Annotated in this window: 19 protein-coding genes; 11 read left to right on the top strand and 8 right to left on the bottom strand. The window is 29.9% G+C overall.

The window, feature by feature from the left end:
• Positions 1-18: 18 nt before the first annotated feature.
• A complete protein-coding gene (locus BLU40_RS09980; RefSeq protein ID WP_090122955.1) occupies positions 19-1,047 on the bottom strand; it encodes a LacI family DNA-binding transcriptional regulator in 1,029 nt (342 codons plus the stop codon).
• 200 nt (positions 1,048-1,247) lie between these two features.
• Between BLU40_RS09980 and BLU40_RS09975 the strand changes: the two genes are divergently transcribed.
• The 10 genes from BLU40_RS09975 (at position 1,248) to rluF (ending at position 11,650) form a co-directional block, all read left to right on the top strand.
• On the top strand, positions 1,248-2,261 hold the full coding sequence (locus BLU40_RS09975; RefSeq protein ID WP_090122953.1) for a zinc-binding alcohol dehydrogenase family protein: 1,014 nt from the start codon (positions 1,248-1,250) through the stop codon (positions 2,259-2,261).
• 28 nt (positions 2,262-2,289) lie between these two features.
• The gene (locus BLU40_RS09970) at positions 2,290-3,336 is read left to right on the top strand and encodes a sugar kinase (protein WP_090122951.1); all 1,047 of its coding nucleotides are present in this window, start codon (positions 2,290-2,292) and stop codon (positions 3,334-3,336) included.
• A gap of 89 nt (positions 3,337-3,425) precedes the next feature.
• Positions 3,426-4,094 carry a bifunctional 4-hydroxy-2-oxoglutarate aldolase/2-dehydro-3-deoxy-phosphogluconate aldolase gene (locus BLU40_RS09965; RefSeq protein ID WP_090122948.1) on the top strand — a complete coding sequence of 223 codons (669 nt, stop codon included), beginning with the start codon at positions 3,426-3,428 and terminating at the stop codon, positions 4,092-4,094.
• Positions 4,095-4,130: 36 nt separating this feature from the next.
• A complete protein-coding gene (locus BLU40_RS09960) occupies positions 4,131-5,777 on the top strand; it encodes a UxaA family hydrolase (protein WP_090122946.1) in 1,647 nt (548 codons plus the stop codon).
• A 96-nt stretch (positions 5,778-5,873) separates the two neighbouring features.
• Positions 5,874-7,310: a tagaturonate reductase gene (locus BLU40_RS09955; protein WP_090122944.1), complete on the top strand. Its 1,437-nt coding sequence runs from the start codon at positions 5,874-5,876 to the stop codon at positions 7,308-7,310.
• Between the two features lie 8 nt (positions 7,311-7,318).
• The gene (locus tag BLU40_RS09950; RefSeq protein WP_090122942.1) at positions 7,319-8,149 is read left to right on the top strand and encodes an amidohydrolase family protein; all 831 of its coding nucleotides are present in this window, start codon (positions 7,319-7,321) and stop codon (positions 8,147-8,149) included.
• 7 nt (positions 8,150-8,156) lie between these two features.
• Positions 8,157-8,948 carry an SDR family oxidoreductase gene (locus BLU40_RS09945; protein WP_090122940.1) on the top strand — a complete coding sequence of 264 codons (792 nt, stop codon included), beginning with the start codon at positions 8,157-8,159 and terminating at the stop codon, positions 8,946-8,948.
• 102 nt (positions 8,949-9,050) lie between these two features.
• Positions 9,051-10,373, top strand: a complete 1,323-nt coding sequence (gene fucP / locus BLU40_RS09940) for an L-fucose:H+ symporter permease (protein WP_090122938.1) — start codon at positions 9,051-9,053, stop codon at positions 10,371-10,373.
• Between the two features lie 3 nt (positions 10,374-10,376).
• The gene (locus BLU40_RS09935) at positions 10,377-10,718 is read left to right on the top strand and encodes an L-rhamnose mutarotase (RefSeq protein ID WP_090122936.1); all 342 of its coding nucleotides are present in this window, start codon (positions 10,377-10,379) and stop codon (positions 10,716-10,718) included.
• A gap of 110 nt (positions 10,719-10,828) precedes the next feature.
• Positions 10,829-11,650: a 23S rRNA pseudouridine(2604) synthase RluF gene (gene rluF / locus BLU40_RS09930; protein ID WP_090122934.1), complete on the top strand. Its 822-nt coding sequence runs from the start codon at positions 10,829-10,831 to the stop codon at positions 11,648-11,650.
• Between the two features lie 712 nt (positions 11,651-12,362).
• Here rluF and BLU40_RS09925 read toward each other — a convergent pair.
• From BLU40_RS09925 to BLU40_RS09895, 7 genes are all read right to left on the bottom strand, one after another.
• The gene (locus BLU40_RS09925; RefSeq protein ID WP_090122932.1) at positions 12,363-13,076 is read right to left on the bottom strand and encodes a LytR/AlgR family response regulator transcription factor; all 714 of its coding nucleotides are present in this window, start codon (positions 13,074-13,076) and stop codon (positions 12,363-12,365) included.
• An 11-nt stretch (positions 13,077-13,087) separates the two neighbouring features.
• Positions 13,088-13,405, bottom strand: a complete 318-nt coding sequence (locus tag BLU40_RS09920; RefSeq protein WP_090122930.1) for an Hpt domain-containing protein — start codon at positions 13,403-13,405, stop codon at positions 13,088-13,090.
• A gap of 2 nt (positions 13,406-13,407) precedes the next feature.
• A complete protein-coding gene (locus BLU40_RS09915; protein ID WP_090122928.1) occupies positions 13,408-14,451 on the bottom strand; it encodes a sensor histidine kinase in 1,044 nt (347 codons plus the stop codon).
• Positions 14,451-15,587 (bottom strand): FIST signal transduction protein, encoded by a 1,137-nt coding sequence (locus BLU40_RS09910; protein WP_090122926.1) that lies wholly within the window; start codon positions 15,585-15,587, stop codon positions 14,451-14,453. The genes BLU40_RS09915 and BLU40_RS09910 overlap by 1 nt, the downstream gene beginning before the upstream one ends.
• Positions 15,588-15,589: 2 nt before the next feature.
• The gene (locus BLU40_RS09905) at positions 15,590-17,944 is read right to left on the bottom strand and encodes a PAS domain-containing sensor histidine kinase (protein ID WP_090122924.1); all 2,355 of its coding nucleotides are present in this window, start codon (positions 17,942-17,944) and stop codon (positions 15,590-15,592) included.
• 184 nt (positions 17,945-18,128) lie between these two features.
• A complete protein-coding gene (locus tag BLU40_RS09900; protein WP_090122922.1) occupies positions 18,129-18,542 on the bottom strand; it encodes a response regulator in 414 nt (137 codons plus the stop codon).
• A 216-nt stretch (positions 18,543-18,758) separates the two neighbouring features.
• Positions 18,759-19,172 (bottom strand): response regulator, encoded by a 414-nt coding sequence (locus tag BLU40_RS09895; protein ID WP_090122920.1) that lies wholly within the window; start codon positions 19,170-19,172, stop codon positions 18,759-18,761.
• Positions 19,173-19,376: 204 nt separating this feature from the next.
• Between BLU40_RS09895 and tgt the strand changes: the two genes are divergently transcribed.
• Positions 19,377-20,507 carry a tRNA guanosine(34) transglycosylase Tgt gene (tgt, locus tag BLU40_RS09890; RefSeq protein WP_090123124.1) on the top strand — a complete coding sequence of 377 codons (1,131 nt, stop codon included), beginning with the start codon at positions 19,377-19,379 and terminating at the stop codon, positions 20,505-20,507.
• Position 20,508 lies beyond the last annotated feature (1 nt).

The raw sequence follows: 20,508 nt of genomic DNA, 5'->3' as shown, positions 1-20,508 counted from the left end.
AAAATAGCGATTAAATTTCTATTCTTTTTTGTTTGAAGAATCTCTTATTATTAATTCTGCATCGACAATTATTTTGTTTAAGCTTGCTTTTACTTTTGGGTTATTTACTCTTTCTAAAAAGGCTTCTGCGGCTAACTTACCAATTAATGCACTTTTTTGATCTATAGTTGAAATTGATGGTTTTACAAAAGAAGTAAAAGGCTCGTTACTAAAACCAACTAAAGCAATTTCTTCTGGAACTTTTATTCCCTGTTCTTCTAAAACTTGCAAAGCACCTAAAGCAGCATAATCACCAGCAGCATAAACAGCATCTGGTCGTTCATTTAAATTTAAAAGCTCTTGCATAACTCTACGCCCATCATTTAACCTTAAATTACTTTCAATAATTAAATCTTTTTCAATAGGTAAGCCATGTTTTTCAAGAGCATCATTATACCCTCTAATTCTATTTTTATAAATTCTAGTTTTACTATATCCGGCTATATGAGCAATTCTTTTACAACCCTGATCTAGTAAGTGCTCAACAATCATATGACTAGTTAAATAATCATCAATACCCACATAATCTACATTTAAATCATTTTCTCCTCTATCAAATAAAATTAAAGGAATTCCTTTTGATTTAATTTTCTCGTAATAACTTAAATCTACAGTTTCATTTGCCATAGAAGCTATAACACCATCAACCTGTGTATATAAAAGAGCTTCAATACTACTACATTCTTTTTTGTAAGATTCATTAGATTGAGTAATAATAATATTATACCCTTTTTTGTTTAAAACTTCTTCAATATTTTCTAATACTGAAGAAAAAAAGTTACTATTATTTCTTGGAATTATTACACCAACCAAATTACTTTTCCCTTTTCTAAGTGCACTTGCCAAATGATTTGGCTGATAATTTAAATTTTCAGCAACTTGCTTAACAGCAATTTTAGTCTTCTCACTAATCCTTGGATGATTATTTAAAGCCCTAGACACTGCAGAAGGTGTTATACCTAAAACATTAGCAATATCTTTTATCGTAGTTTTTTTTTTATTTCCCAACTTTTTTATACATTTGCTCAAACGATTGAACAAATGTAAACTCTTTTTACGAAATATCAAAACTTTATTTTTTAAACAAAATCAATAAATACGGTACTTCAAAGTAGCTTACCACAAAAAAAATAACAACGTTTATATTTTTTTAATTAATTTGCTCAAACGTTTGAACAACCTCGAAATAATTAAGAAATTTTTATACAATGAAATACATAGTTTGCGAAAAACCAGGTGAATTTATTCTAAAAGAAAAAGAAGCACCAATTAGAAAAGAAAACGAAGCTTTATTACAAATTAATAAAGTTGGAATTTGCGGAACAGATATTCACGCTTATGGCGGAAACCAAGCTTTCTTTAGCTACCCGAGAATTTTAGGTCACGAATTAGCTTCAGAAGTATTAGAAATTGGAGAAAATGCTAGAGGAATTAAAGCTGGAGATAAAGTAGTTGTAATGCCATATGTTAGCTGTGGTAAATGTATTGCTTGTAGAAATGGTAAAACTAACTGCTGTACTAATATTTCAGTATTAGGTGTTCATGGAGATGGTGGAATGCAAGAGCAAATTACTGTTCCTGCTGATATTCTATTACCTGCAAATAATTTATCTGATGATCAAATGGCTATTGTTGAACCTTTAGCAATTGGAGCACATTCTGTTAGAAGAGCCGACATAAAACCAGGAGAAACTGTAGTTGTTGTTGGTTGCGGACCAATTGGTATTGGAATAATGAAATTAGCTCAAATTGCAGGAGCAAAAGTTATTGCACTTGACATGAATGACCAACGATTGGCTTATGCTAAAGATAAAATTGGTGTAGATTATATTGTAAATGCTGGTAACAATCCTGTTGAAGCTATTTCTGAAATTACAAATGGAGATTTAGCTACTGCAGTTTTTGATGCTTCAGGAAATAAATTTGCTTTAGAAGCTTGTCCAGATTATATGGCACACGGAGGAAGATTTGTATTAGTTGGGTTATCTAAAGGAGAACTAACATACACACATCCAAAAGTACACGCAAAAGAAATGACATTAATGTGTAGTAGAAATGCAACTACAGAAGATTTTGAACACGTAATAAGTGTATTAGATCAATTCCCTACAGATTCATATATCACTCATAATGTTCCTTATACAGAAATGATTGCCAACTTTGATAGCTGGTGTGATTTAGAAACAGGTGTTATGAAAGCAACTGTAGATTTTAAAATATAGTAATCAATCAAAATAAATAATAACAACAATGAAAAAAGTAGTAACATTTGGAGAAATCATGTTAAGATTAGCTCCTCAAGGATTTTTGAGATTTTCTCAAGCAAACAATTTTGACGCTATCTATGGTGGTGGAGAATCTAACGTAGCAGTATCTTTAGCAAACTATGGAGTACCTGTAGATTTTGTAACTCGTTTACCTAAAAATGATATTGGTGAGTGTGCAATGATGGAAATGCGTAAAAGAGGCGTTGGTGTAGACAAAATAGTTTATGGTGGAGATCGTTTAGGAATCTACTTTTTAGAAACTGGTGCTGTATCTCGTGGATCTAAAGTTGTTTACGATAGAGCACATTCTGCTATGTCTGAAATAAAATCAGGAATGATTAACTGGGAAGAAGTTTTTGATGGTGCTGAATGGTTCCATTGGACTGGTATTACTCCAGCAATTTCTCAAGGAGCTGCAGATGTTTGTTTAGAAGCTGTTAAAGCTGCTAGCAAATTAGGTATTACTATTTCTACAGATTTAAATTACCGTGCTAAACTTTGGAATTTCTGTGACGATGCGCATAGAGAAGCTATTATGACTGAAATTACATCTTACTGTGATGTTATTTTAGGAAATGAAGAAGATGCTGAAATGCATTTTGGTATTAAGCCTGATGGTGCTGCTGTTCAAACTGCTGGACACAATGTTAAAGCTGAAGCTTTCTTGTCTGTTTGTGAGCAAATGATGGAGAAATTCCCAAGAGCTAAAAAAGTAATTACTACTTTAAGAGGTTCAATTTCTGCATCTCACAACACTTGGGCTGGAGTTTTATATGATGGTAAACAAATGTTAGAAACTCGTCAATATCAAATTACTGATATAGTAGATAGAGTTGGTGGTGGAGATTCATTTATGGGAGGTTTAATCTACGGATTACTTAAATACCCAGAAGATGATCAAAATGCATTAGACTTTGCAGTTGCTGCATCTTGTTTAAAACACACTATTAAAGGTGATGCTAATTTAGTTACTGTTGACGAAGTTAACAAACTAATGGGTGGTGATGCTTCAGGTAGAGTAGCAAGATAACAAAATAGAATATTAATTAATTTTGGCTTTATTGGAGAACTGAGTTCCATGCTCAGTTTTCCTTTAATTTTATAAAATAAATATTAAAAATGGCACAATTTACAAGAATAGAAGTTGCAAACGCAATGAAAGAAACAGGAATGATTCCTTTGTTTTTTAATAACGATATAGAATTAAGTAAAAAAGTATTAAAAGCTTGTTACGATGGTGGTGCAAGATTAATGGAATTTACTGCTCGTGGAGATTTCGCTCACGAAGTTTTTGGCGAATTAACAAAATATGCAATTGCTGAATTACCTGGAATGATTATGGGTGTTGGTTCAGTAACTGATGGAGCTGCAGCTTCATTATATATGGCTTTAGGAGCTAACTTTATTGTAACTCCTGTATTAAGAGAAGATATTGCAATTGCCTGTAACAGACGTAAAGTTTTATGGTCTCCTGGATGTGGAACTTTAACTGAAATTACTAGAGCTGAAGAATTAGGCTGTGAGATTGTTAAATTATTCCCTGGTGATATTTACGGACCTCAATTTGTAAAAGGAATTAAAGGACCTCAACCTTGGACTAGCGTTATGCCAACTGGTGGTGTTGCTCCAAATAAAGAAAACTTAGAAGGTTGGTTTAATGCAGGTGTTACTTGCGTTGGAATGGGTTCTCAATTAATTTCAAAAGAAATTATTGCTAACAAAGATTACGACGGATTAAAAGCCAAAGTTGAAGAAGCTATGGCATTAATCAAAGAAGTAAGAGGATAATTAAAAATTAAATTAAAGAAATAACTAACTACTAATATGTCTGCGAATTACGCTCAAATAGATCCAATAGACAATTTAATTGTAGCTATTGACAATCTTCCACAAGGATTAAAAACGGTTGTTAATGGTGAAGAAATCATTTTAAAAGAAAACATTAAAAGTAAACATAAGTTTGCTGTAAAAGATTTTGCTGTAGGTGATGAAATATTTATGTATGGTGTTTTAGTTGGTAAGGCTGTGCTTCCTATTCAACAAGGAGAAGCTATTACTACTGAAAACATTAAACATGCTTCAGCCGATTTTAATGATTCAAATGAAAAATTTGTTTGGACAGCTCCAGACACTTCTAATTTTGAAGGACGAACTTTTAATGGTTATCACCGTGAAGATGGTAGCGTAGGAACTGGAAATTATTGGTTAGTTATTCCTTTAACTTTTTGCGAAAACAGAAATATTGATGTTTTAGAAGGTGCGCTTTCTGAAAAATTAGGTTACGAAACTAAAAAAGATTTTGCTGTAGATACTGATGCTTTAATTGCACAGTACAAAGCAGGAGCTTCAAATGACGATATTTACAACACACCAATTATTGCTACAAAAGAAGAAATTTCTAAAAACAGACTTTTCAAAAATGTAGATGGTATTAAGTTTTTAAAACACGATGGTGGTTGTGGAGGAATTCGTCAAGATTCTGAAGTATTATGTAATTTATTAGCTGGTTACATTACAAACCCTAATGTTGCTGGTGCTACCATTTTTAGTTTAGGTTGCCAAAACGCACAAATTGAAATGCTTGAAAAAGCATTAGAAGCAAAATCAAATACAAAACCTGTTCATTTTTTAGAACAACAAAAAAGTTCAAGCGAACGTGCTTTAATTGAAGAAGCTGTTAAACATACTTTTGTAGGTTTAATGGAAGCTAACAAAATTGAACGTAAACCAGCTCCACTAAGCAAATTAGTTTTAGGATTAGAATGTGGTGGTTCTGATGGATTCTCTGGAATTTCTGCAAATCCTTCATTAGGTTATGCTGCAGATTTATTAGCTGCTCTTGGTGGTTCTCCAGTTTTATCTGAATTCCCAGAATTAAATGGAGTTGAACAAAATATTATTAATAGATGTGTAAATGAAGACGATGCTAAAAAATTCTCTTCAATTATGCGTTCTTATTCTGCAGCAGCTGTTGCTGTAGGTTCTGGATTTGAAGCGAATCCTTCTCCAGGAAACATTAAAGATGGTTTAATTACAGATGCAATGAAATCTGCAGGTGCCGCTAAAAAAGGTGGAACATCTCCAGTTGTTGAAGTATTAGATTATGCTGAAAAAATTACAAAACCAGGGTTAAACTTATTATGTACACCTGGTAATGATGTTGAGAGTACTACCGGTTTAGCTGGTTCTGGTTGTAACGTTATTGTGTTTACAACTGGTTTAGGTACACCAACAGGAAACCCTATTACACCTGTTTTAAAAATGTCTAGTAATACAGAATTGTATGAAAAAATGAATGACATTATTGATATTAATGCAGGTACAGTAATTACTGGTGAAGATACCATTCAAACAATGGGTGAAAAAGTATTAGACCACGTAATTAGAGTTGCAAGTGGAGAAACTCCATCAAAAGCAGTAGTTAAAGGGCATAACGATTTTATTCCTTGGAAAAGAGGAATTTCGTTATAAGAAATTTGAAAAAGTAACGGTGGCTGAGCGTAGTCGAAGCCCCTTAAAAATAAATAGCTAAAAGCCACAAGCTAATAGCAAAAAGCTCAATAATAAATGAAATCATTAAATAGAACAACAGTAGAAGCACAAACTTATACTGAAAGAATTTTACAATTTGGAGAAGGTAACTTTTTAAGAGCCTTTGCAAACTGGATGTTTCACGAAATGAACAAAAAAGCAGACTTCGATGCTGGAGTTGTTGTTGTTCAACCTATTGATCAAGGTTTGGTTAAAATGCTAAACGATCAAGATGGTTTATACACTTTATACTTAAACGGAATTAAAAACGGTGAAGTTTTAAGTGAAAAGGATGTAATTGACTGTATTACAAGAGGAATTAATCCTTACGAAAACAATGCTGATTATATAGCAAATGCTGAAAACCCTGATTTACGTTTTATTATTTCTAATACAACCGAAGCTGGAATTTCTTACAACGCTGATGATAAATTAGATGATGCTCCTCAAAGTAGTTTCCCAGGAAAAATAACTGCTTTAATGTATAAAAGATTTCAAACTTTTGGAGGTGCTTCAGATAAAGGTTTAATTGTAATTCCTTGTGAATTAATTGATAGAAATGGAGATAACTTAAAGAAAATAATCCTACAATATGCTGCTGACTGGAATTTAGGTGATGAGTTTGTTGAATGGATTAATGAAGACAATATTTTCTGTAACACTTTAGTTGATAGAATTGTACCAGGTTACCCACGTGATAAAATGGATGCTATTACTGAAGAATTAGGTTATAAAGATAATTTAGTTGTTGAAGGTGAACAATTCCATTTATGGGTTATAGAAGGACCAGAATCTGTAAAAGATGAATTTCCTTCTGAAGCTTGTGGGTTAAATGTTGTATTTACAGACAATATGGAACCTTACAGAACTCGTAAAGTACGTATTTTAAATGGTGCTCACACTACCCTAGTTCCTGTTGGTTATTTATATGGAATTGATAGAGTTCGTGAATCTTTAGAAGATGAAGTTGTTGGTAAATTCTTAAAGAATGCTTTATTTAATGATATCTCTCCTACTCTAGATTTACCTGCTGAAGAATTAAGTCAGTTTTCTGCAGATGTTTTAGATCGTTTCAGAAACCCTTATTTAGCGCACGAATTAATGAGTATTTCATTAAATTCAGTTTCAAAATATAAAACAAGAGTTTTACCTTCAGTTTTAGAATTTGTAAAACGTAAAAATGAGTTACCTAAAAACTTATTATTCTCTTTAGCTGCTTTAATTGCTTTTTATAAAGGTGATAGAAACGGAACTGCAATTGCATTAAAAGATGATGCTGCTGTTTTAGATTTCTTTAAAGAAGCTTGGGCTAGTAATAATTTTGTTGAAGTTGCTGAAAAAACGTTATCAAATACAGATTTCTGGGGAACTGATTTAACTGAAATTGATGGTCTTCAAGAAGAAGTTACAACACATTTAGAAGCAATTTTAAATAATGGAATGAAAGCGACTTTAGACGCTTTTGTAAAATAATTTCTACTATGATTATTGATTCACATCAGCACTTTTGGAAATACGAACCTGTAAAACACGAATGGATTGACGATGCTATGTCGGTAATTCGTAAAGATTTTATGCCTTCGGATTTACAAAAGGTATATGCTGAAAACGGAATTGATGGTTGTGTTGCTGTACAAGCAGATCAAACATTAGAAGAAACTGATTTCCTTCTAGATTTAGCCGATAAAAACGATTTTATAAAAGGAATTGTTGGTTGGGTAGATTTAAGAGCCAAAAATATTGAAGAAGTTTTAGAAACATACAGCAAGTATCCAAAACTGAAAGGTTTTAGACACGTTGTGCAAGGTGAACCTGATCACAACTTTTTATTGCGTCCAGATTTTTTAAGAGGAATTGCCGCTTTAGAAAAATATAATTTCACATACGATATTTTAGTATTTCCACATCAATTAGGTGCAGTTTTGGAGTTAGTAAAAAGATTTCCAAATCAAAAATTTGTGATAGATCATATTGCTAAACCGTATATAAAAGATGGTTTTTATGACGGTTGGGCAGCTTTAATGTTTGAAATTGGTAAGTGTGATAATGTATATTGTAAACTTTCAGGTATGGTTACCGAAGCTGATTATACAACTTGGACGCCAGAACAAATTCTACCATATATGAAATTGGTTTACGCTTCATTTGGCTGGAAGAGAATTATGTTTGGTTCAGATTGGCCAGTTTGCTTGGTTGCAGGAAATTATAAAAAAATAAAAGAATTAGTAACAGAATTTATAGCACAATTTAGTTCTACAGAACAAGCCTCAATTATGGGCGAAAATGCTAAAATATTCTACAATATAAAATAATAATACTATGGACTTAGGTTTAAAAGGTAAAGTAGTTGTAATTAGTGGTGCAGCTGGAATAAAAGGAAGTATTGGAGAAACAATTCTTCAACATTTAGCTGAAGAAGGTGCAGTTCCTGCAATTATAGACAGAAATGCAAGAGGTTTTGAATATGTAAAAGAACTTCAAAATAAAGGAATTGATGCAACATTCTGCCAAACAGATGTTACAAATCCTAATGATATTGAAAAAGCAATTAAAACTATTACTGATAAGTACGGAAAAATTGATGCCGTAATTAACAATGTTGGTGTAAACGATGGTGTTGGATTAGATGCTTCTTATGATGAATTTATGAATTCATTAAAATTAAATATGGTAAGCTACTTTTTAGTTGTAAAACACTGTTTACCGTTTTTAAAAGCATCAAAAGGAAACATTTTAAACATTGGTTCAAAAGTTGGCTTAACTGGTCAAGGAGGAACTTCTGGTTACGCTGCTTCAAAAGGTGGAGTTTTAGGTTTAACTAGAGAATGGGCTGTAGATTTAATTAAATACGGAATTCGTTCTAATGCAATTATTATTGCTGAAAGTTGGACACCTGCTTACGATGCTTGGATTAAAACTTTAGAAAATGGTGAAGAAAAATTAAAATCTATTGTAAAGAAAATTCCTTTAGAAAATAGAATGACAACACCTGATGAAATTGCCGATACTTGTTTATTTACAATTTCAGAAAAATCATCACATACAACAGGACAATTTATTACTGTTGACGGTGGTTACGTACATTTAGACAGATCATTATTATCAGAATAAATCATTTGTTCTATTATAAAAGACAAAACATACTATAAATATGTTTTGTCTTTTCTATTTTGCACCTATAAAATAAGACAACCAAATTATAAATTAAACTTCATGAATAAATTAAAAAACATCCCAGTTGTTAGAAAGGAATTATTGTTTCCTTTTATAATTATTACATCACTATTTGCTCTTTGGGGAATTGCAAATGATTTAACAAACCCAATGGTATCTGCGTTTAAAAAAGTAATGCCAGAACTTTCAAATGTTCAAGCTTCTTTAGTTCAATTCGCATTTTATTTCGGATACTTTTTTATGGCACTACCTGCCGCTTTATTCATTAGAAAATATAGTTATAAATCAGGTATTATTCTTGGTTTAATTTTATATGCAACTGGTGCATTTTTATTCTATCCTGCTGCTGCAAATGAAGAGTTTAATTACTTTTTAATTTCATTATGGGTAATTACGTGTGGTTTAGCTTTCTTAGAAACAACTTCTAATCCATTAATTTTAATGATGGGAGATAAAGAAACTGCTACTCAACGTTTAAATTTAGCGCAAGCATTTAACCCTATTGGATCATTATCTGGTATGATAATAGCTCAAGTATTTGTAATTGGAGCTTTACGTTCTGATGATTACACTACTGAAGCATACAACGCTTTATCTTCAGAAGAGCTTGCTGTAATTAGAGAAAATGATTTAGGTGTAATTAGCTTACCATATATTGGTTTAGGAGTATTAGTATTAGCTATTATGGCAATAATTGTATTCACTAAAATGCCAAAAACAGCCAAAGAAGACAAAATGGGGTTAGGAGAATCTTTCTCTAAACTTTTTGCAAATAAAAATTACGTATTTGGTGTAATAGCTCAAGCATTTTATGTTGGCGCACAAATTATGTGTTGGACATACATTTTTCAATATGTAGATAATATCAACGAAACATTTGGAATGGAATTAACAGCAACATATTTTAATGTTGTAGCTATGGTTTCTTTCTTAATTGGTAGATGGATTGGTACTGCTTTAATGAAAACAATTAACCCTTCTAAATTACTTATGTTATTTGGTATTGGTGGTGTTATTTGTGCTGCAGGTGCAGTATTATTATCTGGTATGCCTGGATTGATTTCATTAGTAGCTATTTCAGTATTTATGTCTATTATGTTCCCTACAATTTATGGTATTGCATTAAAAGATATGGGTGATGAAGCTAAAATTGGTTCTGCTGGTTTAGTTATGGCTATTGTTGGTGGTGCTTTAATGCCTGTTTTACAAGGAAGTATTTTAGATTGGGGTGGATCAGGTTTCTCTGACGTGAAAGTTTTAGGTTTTATTCCTGAAGTTAACTTCTCATTTATCTTACCTCTTATCTGTTTAGCTGTTGTTGCTTTATATGGATTTACAACTTATAAATTATCAAAAAAATAAAAAATGAGTACAAAAAGATATTGCTATTCTTGTGATTTAAAAGATGATTCTAAATTAATTGCTGAATATAAAGAATACCACGCAGCTGGTAATGCGTGGCCAGAAATTACAAAAAGCATTAAAGATGCTGGTATTGTAGATATGGAAATTTACCTAACAGGTAACCGTATGTTTATGATTATGGAAGTTGACAAAACTTTTGACCCTGTTAAGAAAGCCGAAATGGATGCTAATAATCCTAAAGTTCAAGAATGGGAAAACCTTATGTGGAATTACCAACAAGAATTACCTTGGGCTAAAGATGGCGAAAAATGGATTGCATTAGAACAAGTTTTTAAACTTTAATAATAGACCAACACAACTAAGAAAGGCTCAAAACTATGTTTTGAGCTTTTTTTAGTTAATATACTTTAAACTTTCAATAATTATTATCTTCGCCATATAAATAATTTAACGTGGAAAAATCTAACTCAAATTCAATAAACTTAAACAAATACATTAGTAGTACTGGTATTTGCTCTAGAAGAGAAGCTGAAAAGTTTATTGTAAACGGTTCAGTAACAATTAATGGTAAAAAGGCACAACTCGGAAATAGAGTTTTTGACGGTGATGTTGTTAAATTAAATGGAGAAAAATTACAAACTAAATCTAACACGTTATATATTGCTTATAATAAGCCTGTTGGTATTGTTTGCACCACAGATTCTAAAGAACGAAACAATATAGTTAGAGCTATTAATCATCATGAACGTTTATTTCCGGTTGGAAGGTTAGATAAACCTTCTCAAGGCTTAATATTTTTAACCAATGACGGAGATATTGTAAATAAAATTTTACGAGCAGGAAACAACCACCAAAAAGAATATATTGTTACAGTAAACCAACCTATTACTCCAGATTTCATTAAAAAAATGGGAAATGGAATTCCTATTCTAGGTACAGTTACTAAAAAATGTTCTGTAGAACAACTAAATAAAAACACCTTCAAAATAATATTAACACAAGGCTTAAACCGCCAAATTAGACGAATGTGTGAATATTTAGATTATGAAGTTACCAAGTTAAAACGAACAAGAATTATGAATGTTCACTTAGGTAAACTGGCTGAAGGTGATTGGCGAGAGCTTAGTGCAGATGAAATGAGTGATATTACTAAAATGATATCTGGTTCTTCTAAAACTGAAGAAGCTTCTAAAGACAAACACAAAAAAAAACCAACACCAAAAAACCAACACCAAAGAAAAAAACCTTATAAAAAAAATAGACGAAGAAGGTAATGCTAATTATTACCTATCTATTACGAAAAGTAGAGCCGAATAAATTCGGCTCTACTCGAGGGAAAATTGCATGAAAAAGAGGGTATTCCTCTAATCAATCACAATGCTTAAATATTTATTTTGTAAAATTAAATGGTAAGATAATTTTCCTAGATTTCTAGAGTAGACAAACCAAATATATCTTTAGCGAATCTAATCTTTTTTCAATCTAAAAATTTAAGTTAAAAATAATTTAGATAACTTATAAAGGCCATTAAACCTTTTTAAAACGGTTTATAAAAAAAGCAACCCTACTTACTTTTTTTAATAAACCATTAACCGAGATAGCTACCGCTAACTACCTCAAAACTTAGTTAATTAACCTAGTTCCCTAATATTTTACTTTTAAACTGAAAATTTAAATTGAAAAACACATCCATTTTTTTAATGGTTGCTCTCTAGTTTTTATTTAACTTTTTCAAAACAATTGTGCTTTAAAGCACTTTTTAACAATCTCTTTTTTTTGTAAAAAAATTACAAATTTTATAGCTTCATAAAACTCATCAATTCTGAATTACTATTGTAAAATTGACATTAAATAATACTATTAATTATTCCTTTTTAAGTAATTATTTACTATATCAAATATAAACTCTTTTATGCCTTTTTCTGTTTATTTTCGTTCAGTACATTTTAACCTTAGTTGAAATACAATTTACTGTCGATAAATGGTTTAAAGTAAATTCAACCTCCTCATTAATTCTGGTCTATTAGACCTACTAACTGGAACAACATTACTATCAATTAGCACACTATTATCCTCTATATCAATAATTTTTTTAGTGTTAATTATATACGATCTATGTACTTTTAAAAATAGGTCATTAGGCAATTTGTCAAAAATTTTCTTTAATGTGGAATGTACTGTGTAATTTTTATCTTCGGTTCTTATTAAAATATAATCACCTCTAGCCTCAACTATATTAATGGTTTCGAAATTAATTTTAACCAACCTCCTATCAATATTCACATACAATTCCGTAATAGATTCTCCCTCATCTTTTACCTGAGTTGGAGTAGTTTGTTTTTCTTTTTTAGTAAAAGAGACAGCTTTTTGAACAGCTTTATCAAAGCGTTGCTGAGTTACAGGTTTCAACAAATAATCTACAATACAGCTATATTCAAAAGCTTCAATAGCCATACTACTATCTGAAGTAGATAAAATTACTTTTGGCGGATTTTTTATAGTTTGAAGCAAATCAAACCCCGTAAAACCAGGCATATGTATATCTAAAAAAATCAAATCAATTTCATTTTGATTTAAATATTTAATAGCTTCCATGGCATTAGAAAAACTTTCAATTAAGTTTACATTTTTATTATTGAAACACATTTGTTCTATAATAGCCCTTGCCATACTTTCATCATCAATAATAATACAATTCATAATTTCCTTTTTTAAGCGTTTTTAATAAAAATAATCATAGCAGATAAAATCTCTTCAAATTTAGATTGAAGGTTCATTTTTTTTTGCCTCAGTTCTTCTTCATAATCTATGGCTACTTGATACCCATCTTTTAATCCAAGAACACTAATTTTATGTTTTATTTTATGGACTAAATCAGCCGCATTAACAAAATTTTCTTTCTTTAAAAAATTTTTATAATTTTTAATTTCTTCAGGTAATTCTTGTTTAACAATTTCTAACATTTTATTTTCAAATATGCTATCTCCACCTGACAACTCTTTAATATATAATAAGTTTGGTTTTTCCATATTTACTCTGTTTTTGGAATGGTAAAATAAAATGTAGTTCCTTTAGATACTTCACTATCTAACCAAATTTTACCACCATAAAAATTAACTATCTTTTTAACTATTGACAAACCTATACCTGAATTATTGATATTATTTTCAAGGCTTTCAAATATTCTAAAAATCCTTTCATGGTAAATTTCATCAATTCCTTTTCCTGTATCTGAAACATAAAATTCCCACTCTTTTCCTTTACATTCTACACCTACTTCAACTTTACCAGCTTTGCCTTCAAAACTTCCCATTGCATTTTGTATAAGGTTTTGAAACACTTGATGAAGCCTAAACTTATCGCCTTTAACAATTGGTAATTTTTGATCTATAATTAATTCTATATTCTCTGGAAATAATAGTGTTTGTTTAATTTCTTTAATTAGATCTAAGGTTTTTATTTCGTCTCTAAATAATTCAGAATTTTCAATAGTAGAGTAATTCAAAATACCATTAATTAAAGCATCCATTTTCTCTAAGTTTTTCAAAATCAAAGAAAAGTGTTCCGTACTATCATCTGTTAAATCATTATCTTCATCTTCAATAACCCAATTTAATAATGTATCTATACTTCTTAACGGAGTTTTTAAATCATGTGAAACTATGTGAGCATAATTATTAAGTTCTTCGTTTTTGAGTTCTAAATTGCTAAGTAAGTTTTCTCTTATTTTATTTGCTGCAAGAATTTCATTAGATTGTTTTTCTATAAATTTTACTAAATCAACTGATTCCTCTACATCATTCAAATTGTCTGCTGATTCTAACTTTAAAACTTTAACTACATATTTAAGACTATTAATAATTTTCTTTTGATTTTCTGCATCTTTCCTTAATTTAACATTTGCATCATACAACTCATCAGAGCTAATTTTTGTTGCTCTTTGAGACATTTTAAATTGATTTTCATAATTTATATATGATCTATCAATTGCATTTATAAAATTTTGTACTTCTGCTGACTTTAAATCATCATCAGACAGGTACTTTTTTATTTGTCGTGTTAATAATTTATTCACTATTCGCTAATTAAAGTTAATGTCATGGTTTGGTTATGAAGTTCGCACTGACGTTCTCCGTGAAATGGAGCCATTTCACCATAAGAATAAAACCCTACAATACTTGTTTTATTTCCTACTATATCCATAACCTCCTCTATTTCTTCTTCTACTCTTTGATCCATAACAATTTTTCGGCCTATACAACTTACTAGCAGTGCCAATTGCGGTTTTTTATTCCTACCTTCCATTGCTAAATTTGCAGCATCATAGGCTCCATTGGCTATATTATCTACTGTAGACATCATTAATTGTACTTTTGAATCTTTAGGCATATTACCTGCCAAAGTCATAGAACTATCATCTTTATTTATTGACAATACCGTTCTAACAACTGGTTTAGTTTTTCCTGTTAAGGTTAAGTTTAATGGGTAATAAAGTGACGATTGTGGTAGTTCTGCCGCTTTATCGCCTAAATACTTTGAATATAAATCTAAAGCAGGCTTATTATCTATTTCATACAATACATTTCCTTTAGATTTTGTAATTATTCTTTCAGGACCAAAAGTATTCCAACCTCCAACACTTGCATATGAAATCTCTAAACTTTCGCCATAAAAACCAATAAGTACTACTTCCCCTTCTTTAGGATCTTCCTTATATGAAGTTAATGTTTTTTCAAATGCTGCTCCATCTCCACACATACCTCCTGTCATTGAAATCTTATTTTCTTCGAAAGTAGTTTCTAAACCTTCAATTAATGCACTTCCATTAACAAAACTCCCTTCTGAAAGTGTAAAAACATGTTTTAAATTTTCTTTTGGTAATTCTTTTACAATACTTTTTCCAAGTGCTTTGGCATCTTTATTAAAATTAAAAATATTACCTGTTTTTATAATAAAGCTACTTTTATTAAATTCTATTGCTGTAACTACAATAGAATCATCATATACAAATTCCCCTAATATTTCACCAGCAGTAGAACCAAAAACTAAATACTCGTAAGGAAACTCATTTCTAATATCTTTTAGAACTTCTTTACTTTCAAGTAAAAGTCTACTTGCAAACACCAGAACTAAAGGTTTGTTTAATTTTTTCTTAGTTGAAATGTACTCCCAACTATTACTTCCTATTTTTTTTGCTTGAACAATTTTCATAATTATTTTTTTAAACTAAAATAAAATGTTGTTCCCTCTCCAATTACACTTTCTAACCAAACTTTACCTTTGTATAACTGTATTATTTTTTTTACAATACTTAAACCTATTCCTGTAGATTGATCGTGATCTCCAACAGTTTTAAACATTTTAAATATTTTAGTATGGTATTCTTCTGGTATACCTGGACCATTATCTTTTATTGAAAATACGTGATACTCATTATCATTTTTATAATTAACTTCTACCAAACCTTTATCTTTATCTATATAATTAATGGCGTTGCTCATTATATTTTGAAATAATTGTTGCAATCGCGTAAAATCCGCATCAATTATTGGTAGTTTTGGGGTTACTTTAACTTTAATATGATCTGGAATAAAAATTGTGCTAACTATTCGGTCAATTACTTGATTTACATCTACAGGTTCTACATTAATTACTTCATTTTCAATACTAGAGTAATTTAAAATATCACCTATTAATTTATCCATTTTTTCAACCTTATCTTCCATAAGATTTAAATTAAATAAACTTTCTTCACCCAATTTATCTTCAAAATCTTCTTTTGTCCAACTTAACAATGCCGATATTCCTCTTAACGGAGATTTTAAATCGTGTGATACAACATGAGCATAATCATTTAACTTTTGATTTTGATTTTCTAAATTAATAACTAGTTGCTCTTTTTGAGATTCAAGCTTTTTTTGCTCTGTAATATCTGAATGAATACCAATAGATCCAATTAATTCATTGTCATCATTATAATTTGGAGCTCCACTTATTAACCAATGTCTTATCTCTCCACTTTTTGTTTTTACTCTTACTTCATATGAATCTGAAATACCTTGATTTCTCAATTTATTTCGTTTTATAAATGAATCTTTATTTTCTTCTAGTAAAAATAAATCTGATGCATTTAAACCAATTAATTCACTTCTACTATAACCACTTATTTCGCTAAATCTTTGGTTGGCGAATAATATTGCATCATTATTATCTACCTCTAATAAACCAAGGTTCATATTTGCTATAATTCTACTATATTTTTCTTTTTGAGCTTCTAAACTATCTTTAAATCTTTTATTTAATGTAGTATCATAATAACTCCATAGGTATCCCCTATATTCTCCATCTTGAATTATTGGTGTTCCGTTTCTTTCAAACATTCTACCATCAACAAGTTCTAATTCTTCCTTATACAATTGCTCGTCTCTTTCAATTTTCCAAGCATTTTTACGTTCAAATTGATCTACATTTACAAATGCTAACTTTGCATTATCATTAAAAACAGATACATCTCTATCGATAAGGTTACAAGGCTTTACTGTTGTATTAAACATATCGCAAAACTTCTTGTTAACAATTTTTATTTTTCCAAATTCATCTTCTAACAGAATACCTGATTTTAAATTTCTAACAAGAGTTTTCAATCTATTTTGATACTCAATTAATTTTAGATTAGCTTCTTTTTCTTTTGTAATATCTTCGATAGTTGTTACATGATATTTTACATACCCATTATTACTTTTAACTGCAGTTACACTAGTTTTTGTCCAGACTATTTCTCCATTTTTCTTTATAAATCTTCTATCTAAATTATAACTATCAATAATACCTTTATACAATTTTTCTTTTAACCTATTTGATTCCTTAACATCATCTTTATGCATAATATCTTGCAAAATGACATTTTTGAATTCTTCTGGAGTATATCCAGAAACTTCACATAAATATTTATTAGCTAATAATAGTCCTTTTCCATCAATACGAGATAGTGCTATACCAATTGAAGAATGATTTACAATTATATCTAATTGTTCTTTTTGCTCTTCAATTAGATCCTTGTCATTATGTTCTTTTGTTATATCTCTAATTATACCCTGAGCGGCAAATGGAACGCCTTCATCATTATAAATTAAACTAGAGTTAACATGAACCAATTTTTCTTTATTATTTTTTGTTTTTATAAATGCCTGAAAGTTTTTATAAAATCCAATTGTACGCAACTCATCAAAAGCTTTATTCGTATACTCAACATATTCCTCTTTAACTATTTTAAGTAAATTAAAAGGAGCCTTATTAATATCATACTCTAACATTTCAACAGCTGCGTTATTCATTTTAATAACGTTTCCTGATAAATCCATCATGATATATGCATCTACAATATTCGAAAAAACACCTTCTAGTTCAGAAGTTTTTTGATGTAAGAGTTCTTGAAGTTTTAAATTAGAACTTTTTAGTTTTGAAGTAACCTTAATAAATTCTTTTGTTTTTTGCTCTAGTAATTCTTTTGTTTTTTTATGTTCTAATTTTTCTTTTTCGAAATTAGAGGTTGTGTAAGATGTTTCCATGGGGCATAGAAATTAGGGGTTGTAGGGAATTATAAACTAACATAGTTATACATTAATTTACATTTATATTGTAGGTTTTAAAAAATTACGGGGCGGTAAAAAATGTTTCCGTAATAATTTAAAACGCAAAAAAGGCTTCAAAATAATTTAAAACCTTTACTATAATTTTATGTGTACATACGCTTTAGCCTTTTATTAGTTCATTATTGCTCCAGTAGTCTAAAGTTTTTTTAATTAAATCAACGTAATCGTTAAACTTTAATGGTTTAATAATGTACCCAGCTATTCCAATTTTGTAACATTCCAATACATCTCTTCTATTATTGGAAGTCGTTAAAACAATAGTAGGAATATACTTTAACGTCTCATCTTTTTTTAGAATACTAAGAAATTCTATGCCATTTAATTTTGGCATATTTAAATCTAATAAAATAATATCTGGTAACCTAACTTTTTTTAATAAAAATTCTAACGCTTCTTTTCCATTCTTCGATTCGACAATTTTATGAGGTAGATCAAGCTTTGCAACGGTTCTATTGAACTTCATAACTTCGATCATGTCGTCTTCTATAAGAAGTATGTTTAAATTTTTATTCATGTTTTTGTGTAATAAGCGTCTATTTGTTATACAAAGGTTTGTTTTTTTAACAAAAAATGGCCCTTTATTCGATAACGAATATACAATTACTAGACAAATGGTATGTTATTATCGATGAATGGTAGTTTTTACCAAACAACTATCGACGAGTGGTATTTATAATTATTGAAATTTATTTTATAAAATAGAATATTTAATTTACACTTTTACCCAATATTAGTTTATCAACTCATTAGATTTCCAATATTCTAAAACATTTTCTATAAGTTTAGCGTAATCGTTCAATTTTAATGGTTTAACCAAATATCCTGCTGCTCCTTTATTATAGCATTCAATTTCGTCATTTTTATTACTTGATGTTGTTAAAATAACAACAGGAATATATCGTAACCTATCATCACTTTTCACTATTTCAAGTACTTCAAAACCATTTAATTTAGGCATATTTAAATCCAATAAAATAATATTCGGTAAAAACGTTTTTTCATTTAAAACTTTAAGTGCTTCTTCTCCATTATTGGCTTCTTTTAATTCATGTGGTTGTCCTAGTTTTGCAACTGTCCTTTTAAATCTCATTACCTCTATAATGTCATCTTCAACTAGTAATATTTTTAATTTTTTTAAGTTCATCTTGTAGTCTCTTAATTTTAAAGCAAATTTACAGCTTGCCTAGTTTTAGAAATTTCTAAATCGTTTATACATCACTTAATGTAGATGAATGGACAAAATAAATAGATGAACGTTTACCATAAATTTTACCCAACTAGTTTACAACATATTACAAGTATAACTTATTTTTCTTTAAACAAAACCTATTCAGTATCTTTGCCAACTATGCAATTTAAATTAAACACCAAAGATACAGCAAGTAAAGCGAGAGCTGGAGTTATTACTACCGACCACGGTACTATAGAAACTCCAATTTTTATGCCTGTTGGAACAGTAGGTACTGTTAAAGGAGTACACCAAACTGAACTTAAAAACGAAATAAATCCTGATATTATTTTAGGAAATACGTACCATTTATATTTACGCCCCCAAACTAAGATTTTAGAAAAAGCAGGAGGTTTACATAAATTTATGAATTGGGATCGTAATATTCTAACAGATAGTGGAGGTTACCAAGTTTACTCTCTTTCTGGAAGAAGAAAAATAAAAGAGGAAGGTGTTAAGTTTAAAAGTCATATAGATGGTTCTTATCACACATTTACTCCAGAAAACGTTATGGAAATTCAACGTAGTATTGGAGCTGATATTATTATGGCATTTGATGAGTGTACACCTTACCCTTGCGACTATAATTATGCAAAAAGATCTATGCATATGACACACCGCTGGTTAAAACGTTGTATTACACACTTAGATAAAACACCTTTTAAGTATGATTATGCTCAAACATTTTTTCCAATTGTACAAGGATCAACTTATAAAGATTTAAGAAAACAATCTGCTGAATATATTGCATCTGCTGGTGCTGAAGGAAATGCCATTGGTGGTTTGTCCGTAGGTGAACCTGCCGAAGAAATGTATGAAATGACAGAAGTTGTTACTGCTATTTTACCTGAAGACAAGCCTAGATATTTAATGGGTGTTGGTACACCTATTAATATTTTAGAAAATATTGCGTTAGGTATAGATATGTTTGATTGTGTAATGCCAACACGTAACGCTAGAAATGGAATGCTTTTTACTGCAAACGGAACAATAAATATTAAAAACAAAAAATGGGAAGATGACTTCTCTCCTATTGATGAAATGGGTATTACTTATGTAGACACTTTATATTCAAAAGCATATTTACGTCATTTATTTGCTGCAAAAGAGTTATTAGGCAAACAAATTGCATCTATACACAATTTAGGTTTTTATATGTGGTTGGTTCGTGAAGCTAGAAAACATATATTAGCAGGAGATTTTACAGAGTGGAAAAATAGAATGGTAAAACAAATGGATAAAAGGTTATAAC

This window comes from Lutibacter oricola (assembly GCF_900106565.1).
In the GTDB taxonomy this organism is placed as follows: domain Bacteria; phylum Bacteroidota; class Bacteroidia; order Flavobacteriales; family Flavobacteriaceae; genus Lutibacter; species Lutibacter oricola.
Note: the sequence above shows the minus strand (reverse complement) of the source record. Positions and strands in the feature narration are given on the sequence as shown.